The 11382-nt window shown below is 37.7% G+C and carries 13 protein-coding genes and 2 pseudogenes; 6 read left to right on the forward strand and 9 right to left on the reverse strand.

Annotated elements, in window-relative coordinates; genetic code table 11:
• Window positions 1-91: 91 nt before the first annotated feature.
• Window positions 92-484 (reverse strand): Cd(II)/Pb(II)-responsive transcriptional regulator, encoded by a 393-nt coding sequence (cadR, locus tag J502_RS11265; protein ID WP_004281856.1) that lies wholly within the window; start codon window positions 482-484, stop codon window positions 92-94.
• Between the two features lie 90 nt (window positions 485-574).
• Here cadR and J502_RS11270 point away from each other — a divergent pair, with 90 nt between their 5' ends.
• Genes J502_RS11270 through feoB form a run of 3 tightly spaced genes read left to right on the forward strand, consistent with a single transcriptional unit; the run spans window position 575 to window position 3946 of the window.
• Window positions 575-1855, forward strand: a complete 1281-nt coding sequence (locus tag J502_RS11270; protein ID WP_004781070.1) for a cation efflux transmembrane domain-containing protein — start codon at window positions 575-577, stop codon at window positions 1853-1855.
• An 11-nt stretch (window positions 1856-1866) separates the two neighbouring features.
• On the forward strand, window positions 1867-2127 hold the full coding sequence (locus J502_RS11275; protein WP_004665962.1) for a FeoA family protein: 261 nt from the start codon (window positions 1867-1869) through the stop codon (window positions 2125-2127).
• Window positions 2117-3946, forward strand: coding sequence for a ferrous iron transporter B (gene feoB / locus J502_RS11280; RefSeq protein WP_005404762.1), 1830 nt, complete (start codon window positions 2117-2119; stop codon window positions 3944-3946). The genes J502_RS11275 and feoB overlap by 11 nt, the downstream gene beginning before the upstream one ends.
• A 120-nt stretch (window positions 3947-4066) precedes the next feature.
• Here the strand turns inward: feoB and J502_RS11285 are convergent, their stop codons facing one another.
• Both J502_RS11285 and J502_RS11290 read right to left on the reverse strand, forming a co-directional pair.
• Complete coding sequence (locus J502_RS11285; RefSeq protein WP_004897257.1) at window positions 4067-4492, reverse strand: hypothetical protein; 426 nt, start codon at window positions 4490-4492, stop codon at window positions 4067-4069.
• Between the two features lie 61 nt (window positions 4493-4553).
• Window positions 4554-5258, reverse strand: a complete 705-nt coding sequence (locus tag J502_RS11290; protein WP_005264342.1) for an IS6-like element IS1008 family transposase — start codon at window positions 5256-5258, stop codon at window positions 4554-4556.
• A gap of 216 nt (window positions 5259-5474) precedes the next feature.
• On the opposite strand from J502_RS11290, the gene J502_RS11295 reads away from it, so the two are divergent.
• The gene (locus tag J502_RS11295; protein ID WP_026055492.1) at window positions 5475-5804 is read left to right on the forward strand and encodes a four-helix bundle copper-binding protein; all 330 of its coding nucleotides are present in this window, start codon (window positions 5475-5477) and stop codon (window positions 5802-5804) included.
• 134 nt (window positions 5805-5938) lie between these two features.
• Here J502_RS11295 and J502_RS11300 read toward each other — a convergent pair whose 3' ends face one another.
• Both J502_RS11300 and J502_RS11305 read right to left on the reverse strand, forming a co-directional pair.
• The gene (locus J502_RS11300; protein WP_001067793.1) at window positions 5939-6643 is read right to left on the reverse strand and encodes an IS6-like element IS1007 family transposase; all 705 of its coding nucleotides are present in this window, start codon (window positions 6641-6643) and stop codon (window positions 5939-5941) included.
• Window positions 6644-6886: 243 nt separating this feature from the next.
• The gene (locus J502_RS11305) at window positions 6887-7276 is read right to left on the reverse strand and encodes an NAD(P)H-dependent oxidoreductase (protein WP_416419357.1); all 390 of its coding nucleotides are present in this window, start codon (window positions 7274-7276) and stop codon (window positions 6887-6889) included.
• Window positions 7277-7386: 110 nt separating this feature from the next.
• Here J502_RS11305 and J502_RS11310 point away from each other — a divergent pair.
• A pseudogene (locus J502_RS11310) lies at window positions 7387-7579 on the forward strand (DDE-type integrase/transposase/recombinase); the annotation flags it as partial.
• A gap of 16 nt (window positions 7580-7595) precedes the next feature.
• On the opposite strand, the pseudogene J502_RS16655 reads toward J502_RS11310, so the two are convergent.
• The 4 genes and pseudogenes from J502_RS16655 to J502_RS11325 form a co-directional block, all read right to left on the reverse strand.
• Window positions 7596-7793, reverse strand: a pseudogene (locus tag J502_RS16655) (hypothetical protein); the annotation flags it as partial.
• Between the two features lie 23 nt (window positions 7794-7816).
• Window positions 7817-8737 carry a copper resistance protein B gene (locus J502_RS11315; protein WP_004281863.1) on the reverse strand — a complete coding sequence of 307 codons (921 nt, stop codon included), beginning with the start codon at window positions 8735-8737 and terminating at the stop codon, window positions 7817-7819.
• Window positions 8724-10607 (reverse strand): copper resistance system multicopper oxidase, encoded by a 1884-nt coding sequence (locus J502_RS11320; protein WP_005404763.1) that lies wholly within the window; start codon window positions 10605-10607, stop codon window positions 8724-8726. Before J502_RS11320 ends, J502_RS11315 begins: the two co-directional genes overlap by 14 nt.
• 89 nt (window positions 10608-10696) lie before the next feature.
• Window positions 10697-10993, reverse strand: coding sequence for a hypothetical protein (locus J502_RS11325; protein WP_005006338.1), 297 nt, complete (start codon window positions 10991-10993; stop codon window positions 10697-10699).
• Between the two features lie 148 nt (window positions 10994-11141).
• Here J502_RS11325 and J502_RS11330 point away from each other — a divergent pair.
• A partial coding sequence (locus J502_RS11330; RefSeq protein WP_034684154.1) for a response regulator occupies window positions 11142-11382 on the forward strand: 241 nt, incomplete at its 3' end.

An 11382-nucleotide genomic window follows, 5' to 3' on the forward strand; every position in this document is an offset into this window, starting at 1 on the left:
AGATCTGATCACAAAATTTAAGTCACCTTAATCTTTTTGCAGCCTTAAGTAAAGATATACAGAGTTTTTGAAAAAGCATAGGTCTAGATAATCAAGCTAGATTTTTTAGAACTCCACATTGGTCAATTGTACATAAACCATCACAAGTACCTCTTAAATCAGATAATTGTTCAATAAGCTTTTGTTGCTTGATTATATTTTCTCTGATAGCACTGACATGTAAGTCAATTAATTCATTCACATCTGAACAATTTTTCTTGGGATTATCTTTATAGGTGAGTAATTGACGAATTTCATTCAAACTCATATTTAAAGTTCGGCAATTCAAAATAAACTTAATTCGCTCAACATAGCCTATATCGTAAAGGCGGTAATTTCCTTCCGTTCTTTCGGGTTCCGGAATTAAACCTTCCTTTTCATAAAACCTAATTGTTAATACTGAACATGAGGTTTTTTTAGAGAGTTCACCAATTTTTAAATGCATTGAGTTGGTATTTCCAAAAAATCTTGACTCTATAGTAACTATAGGGATTCTAATATTCAAAGTTTATAAATTTTTTTAATGGGTATAATTATGAGTGGTTGTGGATGTAGTAAAGAAACACCATGCAAAGATAAGAAATCTCAACAAGAAAATCATCCATCAATTGCAGAAGCAAACAATTCAAAGAATTGTAATAATACGCTTAGCTGTTGTGGTGAAGAGGAAGAAGAAAAATCTTCATCTCCTTGCTGTAACACTTCAAACAGTTGTGAAGATACCGCTCAATCCTGTTGTGGTTCTGATCCCAAAGAAAATTTAAGCACTGAAGACGTTTTAAAAAATTCGCACTACATGAGTGAATACTTAGTTCCCAAAATGGATTGTTCTGCGGAAGAACAGATGGTTCGTATGGCGCTATCTTCAATTGATGGTGTTCAAAAACTCATCTTTGATTTACCTAACCGGTCTTTAAAGGTTCTACATAATCAAAAAGATGAAAATATAACTACCAAACTTGAAGCTTTGGGTTTTGGTGCAAAGCTTGTGAAGACTGAAACTTATATAAGCAATCAACAAGCTAAGCAAACAAGTACCTACACCATTCCTAAAATGGATTGCTCTGCTGAAGAGCAAATGGTCCGTATGGCTCTTGCAGATATTGAAGCAGTTAAAGGTCTTACTTTTGATCTTCCCAATCGAAAACTGAAAGTCTTCCATAATGAAGGGAGTCAGCAAATTACGGCCAAACTTGAAGGACTGGGTTTTGGGGCGAAACTTGATGAAACACAGCTTTCTTCAGGCGATGTACCTAATGAACCTGATCCTGTGAGACAAGCTAAAGTACTTAAACTGTTATTAGGCATTAATGCTCTACTTTTCTTTATAGAATTCATCAGCGGAATTATTGCTGCGTCTACAGGATTGATTGCTGATTCTCTAGATATGTTTGCCGATGCAGCCGTTTATGGTATTGCGCTATATGCCGTCGGAAAAGCTGCGAAATATCAAGTGAAAGCAGCCCATTTCGCAGGTTGGATTCAGTTATTACTTGCTGTCATCGTGATTATTGATGTCATTAGACGATTCATGTTTGGAAGCGAGCCAGAATCAACGCTCATGATTGTTATTGGCCTGCTCGCACTTATAGCTAACGTGACATGCTTATATCTTATTTCTGGTCATCGAGAAGATGGCGCACATATGAAAGCCAGTTGGATTTTCTCGGCGAATGACGTTGTCGTAAATATGGGCGTTATATTTGCCGGTGTACTCGTGGCGTGGACGGGATCAGCTTACCCAGACTTAATCATTGGCATCCTGGTTTCTTTATTCGTGCTTAATGGCGCTCGAAAGATTTTGGCTTTGAAGTAAGAGTATCGAAAATGAATCTATTTCAAGTTAAACAAAATCAGATCGTCAAAATTAGAGATCTCAAAAAAGGTAATCAATACAGTCATACCACTGATCCCGTATTGGAACGGCTCCAACTATTAGGTTTTAGAGAGGGTGAAACTCTACAAGTACTCGCTAAAGGTGTTTTTGGCGGAGATCCTGTTTTAGTTCAAATTGAAACTTCAAGATTCGCATTAAGAAAGAATGAAGCTGAAAGAATTTTTGTAGAGTTAGTATCCAATGAAGATTAAGAACATTGCATTAGTCGGTAATCCAAATTGTGGAAAAACCTCTTTATTTAATACGCTTACTGGTACGCGACAAAAAGTTGCCAACTATGCTGGGGTTACCGTAGAAAGAAAAGAAGGTTCTTTTAAATTACCTTCTGGTGATGCAATACGAGTATTGGACTTACCCGGAACTTACAGTTTAAAACCTGGTAGTTTAGATGAAGAAGTCACCAGGGCAGTTTGTTTGGGCGAGCTAAAAGGTGAAATTCTACCCGATATTTTTATATGCGTTGTAGATGCCACAAATTTAAGCTTACATTTGAGCTTGGTTCTCGAAGTTCGTGCTCTAAATCGCCCTATGATTCTTGTATTAAATATGATGGATGAGGTCAAAAAGCGTGGTATTTCCATTGATAAGGATAAACTGTCTCAACTGTTAGGTATCCCTGTAGTTGAAGCTGTCGCAGTTAAAACAAAAGGAATTCAAGATTTAATTAATCAATTAGATCAAAAAAATCTTTTTATTACTCCTTATCATTCTGAATTAAGTCATTTTGAACAGGTCAAACAAATCACCAAACAAGTTATTTTAAATAATGACAGTGGTGATAAAAGAACCGCATTTCTAGATAAAATTTTTCTACATCCTGTATTGGGTTTAGTAATCTTAACTTTAACCATGTTTGTGATGTTCCAGGCGGTATTTATATGGGCAACGCCTTTTATTGAATTCATTGAAAATTTTGTCGCATGGCTCAGTGATTTTATTGGACCACTAATCCAACATCCTCTATTAAAAAGCTTGGTTGTGGATGGGGTAATTGCTGGTGCAGGTAGCGTGCTTGCATATATGCCTCAGATTTTGATTTTATTCTTCTTCATTTTAATGCTTGAAGAGTCAGGCTATTTACCCCGAGCAGCATTTCTTTTAGATAAATTAATGTCTAAAGCCGGGCTTAGCGGCCGTTCATTTATTCCTCTGCTATCCAGTTTTGCTTGTGCGATTCCCGGAATTATGGCAACCAGAAGTATCAGCTCTGAACGGGACCGATTAGCAACAATTATGATTGCACCCTTGATGACCTGTTCAGCAAGATTGCCAGTATATGCTTTATTGATCGCGGCATTTATTCCGAACCAATTAATCTACGGCTGGTTAAGTCTGCAAGGATTAGTCCTTTTTGGTCTTTATATGTCGGGAATAGTCTCAGCGTTATTAGTTTCAGTGTTTCTGAAATTGGTTCGAAAAGATAAAACTGAAAGTATTTTTATTTTTGAACTTCCCACATACCGAATTCCAGATATTAGAAATATTGCATTAGGCTTATATGATAGGGCAACTATTTTCTTAAAACGAGTTGGTGGCATTATCGTCGCACTGTCTATCTTGTTATGGGTGCTAGTCACGTTCCCTCAACCACCAGATAATGCAAGCATGCCGGCCATTAACTATAGTTTAGCTGGTCAGTTAGGACATTTAATTCATCCTATATTTGCGCCTATTGGGTTTACATGGGAAATATGTATTGCACTCATTCCTGCTATGGCAGCAAGGGAAGTTGTAATTGCTGCTCTTGGGGTGATTTATGCGATGTCAGGTGATGAAGATACAGTAACTCAAAGTCTGTTAAGTCAAATTTCAGGCCCGGATGGATGGGGGTTAGCCACAGGTTTATCATTATTGGTATGGTTTATTTTTGCTCCCCATTGTCTTGCTACGTTAGCAACAATTAGACGAGAAACTGGCAGCTGGAAACAGCCCATCATTATGGCAACTTATTTGTTTGCATTAGCCTACATCTTTTCATTCATCACATATCAAGTTGCGAGTAAGTTTTAATTAGCAAATGAATAAAAGAGGGGGGAGCTAGCTCCCCCCCCTTTATTAAATTACTCGATGTAAGCGTGGGCTTCTGAATACTTTTATCTAACTATAACAACTACTTAAATGTTTAAATCTCTAGGTTTTGAATAGTCGAGGTATCAGACGAATATAGATTGGTAAAAAGCATAGTTCAACGATAGTCTGAGTCAAGATTACAGCAGGAATTATGGGCATACTTCCCGGAATTGCAAAAGCTAATGGAAGAATAACAAATGAATTTCTATATGATGCTGAAAAGGACACAGCACTAGCAGAGCCAGATTCTAATCGAAAAATACGAGCAATTATCCAACCCACGAATGGAGCAATAATGGCAAAAGAAATATAAATTGGTAAAGCTTGAAGAGCTGCACTTTTTGCAAGCCCAATTTGAGGCATAACTGATGCTAGGACGATAAACAAAACTAGGGCTGTGGCAGGTACAGGAAATAAGTTTAGGCTTTCAGCCACTTTTTCTGCTTGTTCATTTCTATTCCCAATGAACTGAACTATAGCTGCCATTGCTAAGGGGGCACTGTTGCAAATAGAGATTTGAGTCGATGAAGTTCCTTTTTAAAAGTGCTTAGAGACCGAAAACCCTGTTGATTAGACACACTTCACCTTGAGGCTGACCATAATAAAATGACGATGCTTGTCCTTTACGTAGTGCACGCATGACTTCAATACCTTTGATTGTGGCATAAGCCGTCTTCATAGATTTGAATCCTAATGTGGCCCTGATGATCCGCTTTAACTTACCATGATCACATTCAATGACATTATTTTTATACTTAATCTGCCTGTGCTCAATATCTACTGGACATTTTCCTTCTCGCTTTAACCGTGATAAAGCATGGCCATAGGTCGCTGCTTTATCTGTATTGATGACCCGTGGAATTTTCCATTTTTTCACCGTATTGAAGATTTTTCCTAAAAAACAATAGGCTGATTTACTGTTCCGTCTAGCGGAAAGGTAAAAGTCAATCGTATGACCACGTTGATCAACTGCACGATACAGGTAAGTCCATCGCCCCTTCACTTTGATATAAGTCTCATCCATATGCCATGAATGTAAATCTGTAGGATTACGCCAATACCAGCGTAAGCGTTTTTCCATTTCTGGAGCATAACGCTGAACCCAACGATAAATTGTGGTGTGGTCAACATTCACACCCCGTTCAGCGAGCATTTCTTGAAGTTCACGATAGCTGATGCCATATTTACAATACCAACGAACAGCCCAAAGAATGATTTCACCTTGAAAGTGCCGACCATGGAAGGGATTCATCTGCTGTATCTCGAAATAAATAAGATATTTAGCTTATCATGTCAGCCTATTTGCAACAGTGCCTGAATACATGAGCAGCTAAATCACTCAAAGCCAGCATCTAAAACCATTTAACAAAATCTATGACTATTTTACTTTCCCTTACCTAATCGTCCTAGTGTATATCTTTTTTTTTGATTAGCTTATTCCTAAATCAAGTGACTTTAGGTAAGTATGATGAACGATATCCAATTTTCAGATTGCGCAAAGGCATGTATGAGCTGTTACCTTACCTGTGCCAGTTGTGCAAATGCCTGTCTAAAAGAAGAAAATCTGGAGATGATGCGAGAATGTATTCAGCGTTGTCTAGATTGTGCAGATATTTGTCAGCTCTGTGCTCGTATGCAGCAAAATGAATCTCCTTTTATGAAAGAAATTTGTGAGCTTTGTGCCAAGGCTTGTGAATACTGTGCAGATGAATGTAGCCAACATGAGCATCAACACTGCCAGCAATGTGCTGATGCTTGCCGTGAATGTGCCGTCGAATGTCGAAAAATGGTTGTCTGATAAATAAAAGAATTAGTTGAGTTTAGGATTTACTCAATGAATAGCCAACGTGTTAGTTGTTAGTGGGTCAAACCACTAACAACGGCACTGTTGCAAATAGGGATCTGAGTCGATGATTTTCCCTTCAAAAAAGCTTAGAGACCGAAAACTCTATTTACTAGCCAAACTTCTCCTAGAATATTACCGTTATAAAATAATGAAGCTTGTCCTTTGCGTAGAGCACGCATAACCTCAATTCCTTTAATTGTGGCATAAGCCGTTTTCATAGACTTGAATCCCAACGTAGCCTTGATGATCCGTTTGAGCTTGCCATGATCACATTCAATCACGTTATTCTTGTATTTAATCTGTCGATGGTCCAGGTCTTCAGGACACTTTCCTTCCTGTTTTAGTCGCGACAAAGCACGGCCATAGGTATGAGCCTTATCAGTGTTTATGACTCGTGGAATCTGCCATTTTTTGACATGATTCAAAATTTTACCAAGAAAACAATAAGCTGAATGGGTATTTCGTCTAGCAGAAAGATAGAAATCAAGAGTATGGCCACGTTGGTCAACTGCACGGTATAGATATGCCCATTTGCCATTCACTTTTACGTAAGTTTCATCCAGATGCCATAAATGTCGATCTGTAGGATTACGCCAATACCAACGTAAACGTTTTTCCATTTCTGGAGCATAACGCTGAACCCAGCGATAAATTGTGGTGTGATCAACATTCACTCCACGTTCAGCGAGCATTTCCTGAAGTTCACGATAGCTGATGCCATATTTACAATACCAACGAACAGCCCAAAGAATGATTTCACCTTGAAAGTGCCGACCGTGGAAGGGATTCATCTGCTGTATCTCGAAATAAATAAGATATTTAGCTTATCATGTCAGCCTATTTGCAACAGTGCCGTTTCTGGTTCAAAGCCTTCACCTTTTCCTTATTTATCTCTGACTTCTTTAATGTAAAAACCCAATCATGAAGACTGGGTTTTTACAATATTCATTGTACCTTTAACAGCACTTCATCGGTACAGCATAAAAGTGTTACTGACCTGGCAATGAGGCGCAGTATTTAATACCATCCAGCATTTATAAACTGCGCTGATTTACACGCTTGGACAACTCTTCAGCCGATTCCTTGCGTTCAGAATAACGATCAGTCAGGTATTTGCTTTGACCACGAGTCAGTAGAGTGAACTTAAATAACTCTTCCATGACATCCACAATCCGGTCATAGAAAGCTGAAGGCTTCATTCGTCCATCTTCTTCAAATTCCAAGAAAGCTTTCGGAATTGAAGACTGATTTGGAATGGTGATCATCCGCATCCACCGCCCCAAAATACGCATCTGGTTCAGGCTGTTAAATGACTGTGATCCACCACTGACTTGCATCAAGGCAAGGGTTTTACCTTGGGTAGCACGGATTGCTCCTCCTGCAAGTGGAATCCAGTCTATTTGTGATTTAAAAATGGAACTCATAAACCATGACGTTCAGGTGAACACCAGACCATACCTTCAGACCATGCAAGAAGCTCATGCAGTTCTTTTACTTTTGGATGCTCAGTATCCGCATCTTCTGGCAAAGGAAGGCCCCACAAGTGATAGATACAGATAAAGCACACATATGGAGGTGCTTTGTCACGGTTAAAATGGGAAAGAAAATGTCCACCAGATCTTGAGCACAGGCAGGTTAAGTATAAAAATAACGTGATCGAATGTAATCATGGCAAGCTAAAGCGGATCATTAGGGCCACTTTAGGATTCAAATCGATGAAGACGGCTATGCCACATGCATCTATTCAGATGGCATTAAACACCGATGATGTACAGACGAAGTAGTAGCAGCCGATCCTACTAAAAGAATAGCAAACGATAAAAACAGCGATAAGCATGTTTTTAACCACTGCATAAAAATAGACCAAAAATTAAGCTTTTTTAGTTTTACAGATTCGAAAATAAATAGTAATAATTCATGAATAGTAGCCGAAGCTACCATTCATGAATCCAAATCATACTATTTTAAAAAACTAATTCGATGCCTGCACCATATTTCCATCCCTTTTCAGACTCTGTTGCCTCTTGCATAGAAGTGGCTTTCTGTCCTTTTTCATATTGGTAAGCAACATCAATGAAAGGTTTAATTCGCTTAGTAATCTCATATCGGGTTTTGATACCAGTTTTTAGTTCTGATAAACCTGATTTTGCAGCATAGTTAGAATCATCGCTAAATATTACATCTGCTTCGATATAAGGTTGAGTAATAAGTTTCTGAGTTAAAAGCAAATCACGTTCTAATTCAAAACTTGCTCCCCAAAAATTATTCTCACCGCCATAAAGATATGCTTGTGTTTCAAAGAAATAAGGAGCTAGACCTAATATACCAATAACCCCATCCACTCGATCGCTGCTGCTATTATTTTTATTTTCACTATATCTTACCCCAGCTTGTACATCCCAAAATGGGGCTACGTTACGGCTATAAAGTGCTGATACAGCATATTTTGGATCATTACTTTCTGACTTTTCCGAATTGGCTTCAATAAATAGACGATTTTCATCTGTTCCAATTAAAGTTTCAAACTTTGTTCCTAGGTTGCCCTTACCGTCTTCATCAACCATCCATTCATTTTCAAATTTTGTCGTTTGATAAATTTGTCCACCATGTTCTTTAAGATGATTGTCATGAGGTGAGTTAGAGTTCTCAAGCGCAATCTGGACACTCTTATCCCCCATATCCGCATTTTCCATTGAATAATATTCTGGATAACGCTCTTGAAGGGAATACTTTAATCCTCCAGATTCCTGTAAAAGAATTTTCATATTTTTTGTAATATTACTGTCTTGTACAGGAGTTTCATTTTTAGCGAACGTTAGATTTGATAATCCAAATAGCGCAATCATCAAAGTTGTTTTTGAAAACAAATTATTAGTGATGTGCATGTGGATTTACTCCCTTCTCATTTACTTGGGACTGAGGAACAGTCTTTGTAGAATTACCATCTTCCACTTGAGCTACAATGAGTTTATTCATCATTCCTGCACTCATATGGTAAAGCAGGTGACAATGAATAGCCCACTCACCTAACTCATCAGCTGTGAGTAGAGTGGTTATCGTTTTCCCAGGTGGAACAATTACCGTATGTTTGTTTGGCATATTGCTTGGATCCTGACCATTCTCAAGCTGCATAAACATGCCATGTAAGTGCATTGGGTGAGCCATCATACTGTCATTGACAAATTTTAAGCGAATACGTTCACCATACTTCACCACTAGTGGGTCGGCTTCATTAAATTTTTTACCATTTATTGTCCAAATATAACGCTCCATGTTTCCACCAAGACGGATCTCTATTTCACGTTCAGCTGCACGAGTGTCTTTTTGAGGATCTAACGATTGCAAATCACTATATTGCAATGCTTTATTACCTTCAGGTGTTGAAGCATTTGCCCATCCAAATACGGTATTATCATTCTTGTCTGAAGCCGCCTTAACAGTAGCGCTATTCATCGGCATATCATGATCCATACCTTTCATAGAAGACATATCATGATCCATACCTTTCATAGAAGACATATCGTGATTCATGCCTTTCATAGAAGACATATCATGATTCATATCTTTCATTGAAGACATATCATGATCCATACCTTTCATAGAAGACATATCGTGATTCATGCCTTTCATAGAAGACATATCGTGATTCATATCTTTCATAGATGACATGTCATGGCTCATCCCCATATCTTCCATAGTTAATAAAGCACGAGGGCGAGATTTAGGCATCTCAATTTGTTTGACTGCTGGGCTGCTTTCTTCATGTAATGTTCCCACTGAAAAACCGGTACGATCAATAGATTCAGCTTCAATTTGGTAATGTGCTTGTTTTGGTTCCACAATGACATCATAGGTTTCAGCAGTACCAATACGGAACTCATCTACAGGAACGGGCTTTACAGGTTGACCATCAGCACTGACTACAGTCATTTTTAGGTTTGGAATGCGTACATCAAAGAATGACATAGCGGAAGCATTAATAAAACGAAGGCGAACTTTTTCACCAGCTTTGAAGTTACCGGTCCAGTTTTGCTGAGGTGTTTTGCCATTCATTAAAAATGTATAACCAGTCACATCGGACATATCTGTTTTCAACATCCGCATCTGATTCCACATAGAGCGGTCTTGCCAAGTTGCCTTTAATCCATCACGTTTAACTTGTTTTAATACATCGAATACTGTTTCGCGACGGTTCTGATAGTAATCTGCTTCTTTTTTAAGATTTTTCATAATTTGATCACTTGTTGAATTATGAAAATCAGAAAGCAAAACAACGTAATCTTTATCGGTTTTTTCAGCAGCTGTTAGTGGAGTTTTATCTTTAGGATAAATAACAAAAGCACCATATAAACCGTCTTGTTCTTGTCCTTTACTATGTGAATGATACCAATAAGTACCATTTTGGCGGACTTTAAACTTATATTCATAAGTTTTATTAGGGGCAATGCCATTAAATTTGTTAAATCCAGGTACACCATCCATAATTCCAGGTAATAATAAGCCATGCCAATGGATTGAAGAGTCCTGATTTTTTAACTTATTGTGAACACGGATAACGGCCTCATCACCTTCTTCAAATTCAAGAAGTGGTGCAACGAATTTACCATTTACAGTAATTCTCTCAACTGGTTTTCCTGTGATATTTACAGTTTGTTCAGCGATTGTTAAATCATATTCTTTAACTGCCGCCATTACCCAAGTTGATGAAAATAAACCAACTCCAATTAAGAGTATATGACTTAACTTTTTTGACATTCTATCTCACCTTTAGAAAGGTCAAGATTGAAGTAATAAAGCAAATATTTAGTATAAACTTTAATACTTCTTTCTCGCTATTTATAAAATTATTTATTGCTACCAGGCATATTCATCTTTGAATGATCCATTTTAGAATGGTCCATATTCATCATAGAATGATCCATTTTTGACATGTCAGATGAGTTAGGAGACTGATGTTGACTATGATCTTGCTGAGTCTTGTCATCTTTTTCCATTTTACAAGGTTTTGTACAAGGTTCCTGTGCTTTTACCGTTTTAGTGGCACTTGAGGTTGATACATCTTTTGCCCAAGATTGAGTACCAGCAATTAAAGTTCCAGCACACATTAAAATTGTTAGACTACGACGCACTACAGTTTTCATAAGTTTCTCTAAAAGTTAATTTCTTGCTACTACAATAAAGTGAAGCACTGAACATCTAAGTGACTTGAAAATGACATTTTTGTAATCTATCTCGATCAGATGTTTTATAACGTTATTATAGTTTTAATGAATGACTTAGGATTCGGAAATGAGAATACTATTAGTTGAAGATGAACAAAAAACTGGTGATTATCTCAAGCAAGGTTTATCCGAAGCTGGCTATATTACGGACTGGGTTACAGATGGGTTAACGGGTAAACATCAAGCTCTTTCTGAAGAGTATGACTTAATTATTTTAGACGTGATGTTACCTGGACTAAATGGTTGGAATATTATCAATGATATTCGTAGCAGCGGTAAAACAATGCCCATTCTTTTTCTTACCGCCC

The sequence above is a fragment of the Acinetobacter sp. 1294596 genome, assembly GCF_000582925.1.
GTDB lineage: Bacteria > Pseudomonadota > Gammaproteobacteria > Pseudomonadales > Moraxellaceae > Acinetobacter > Acinetobacter radioresistens.

Bases quoted from the DNA above. Each gene is read 5' to 3' on its own strand.
- cadR (WP_004281856.1), bottom strand. From the start codon at position 484: ATGCATTTAAAAATTGGTGAACTCTCTAAAAAAACCTCATGTTCAGTA.
- J502_RS11270 (WP_004781070.1), top strand. From the start codon at position 575: ATGAGTGGTTGTGGATGTAGTAAAGAAACACCATGCAAAGATAAGAAA.
- J502_RS11275 (WP_004665962.1), top strand. From the start codon at position 1,867: ATGAATCTATTTCAAGTTAAACAAAATCAGATCGTCAAAATTAGAGAT.
- feoB (WP_005404762.1), top strand. From the start codon at position 2,117: ATGAAGATTAAGAACATTGCATTAGTCGGTAATCCAAATTGTGGAAAA.
- J502_RS11285 (WP_004897257.1), bottom strand. From the start codon at position 4,492: ATGGCAGCTATAGTTCAGTTCATTGGGAATAGAAATGAACAAGCAGAA.
- J502_RS11290 (WP_005264342.1), bottom strand. From the start codon at position 5,258: ATGAATCCCTTCCATGGTCGGCACTTTCAAGGTGAAATCATTCTTTGG.
- J502_RS11295 (WP_026055492.1), top strand. From the start codon at position 5,475: ATGAACGATATCCAATTTTCAGATTGCGCAAAGGCATGTATGAGCTGT.
- J502_RS11300 (WP_001067793.1), bottom strand. From the start codon at position 6,643: ATGAATCCCTTCCACGGTCGGCACTTTCAAGGTGAAATCATTCTTTGG.
- J502_RS11305 (WP_416419357.1), bottom strand. From the start codon at position 7,276: ATGAGTTCCATTTTTAAATCACAAATAGACTGGATTCCACTTGCAGGA.
- J502_RS11315 (WP_004281863.1), bottom strand. From the start codon at position 8,737: ATGCACATCACTAATAATTTGTTTTCAAAAACAACTTTGATGATTGCG.
- J502_RS11320 (WP_005404763.1), bottom strand. From the start codon at position 10,607: ATGTCAAAAAAGTTAAGTCATATACTCTTAATTGGAGTTGGTTTATTT.
- J502_RS11325 (WP_005006338.1), bottom strand. From the start codon at position 10,993: ATGAAAACTGTAGTGCGTCGTAGTCTAACAATTTTAATGTGTGCTGGA.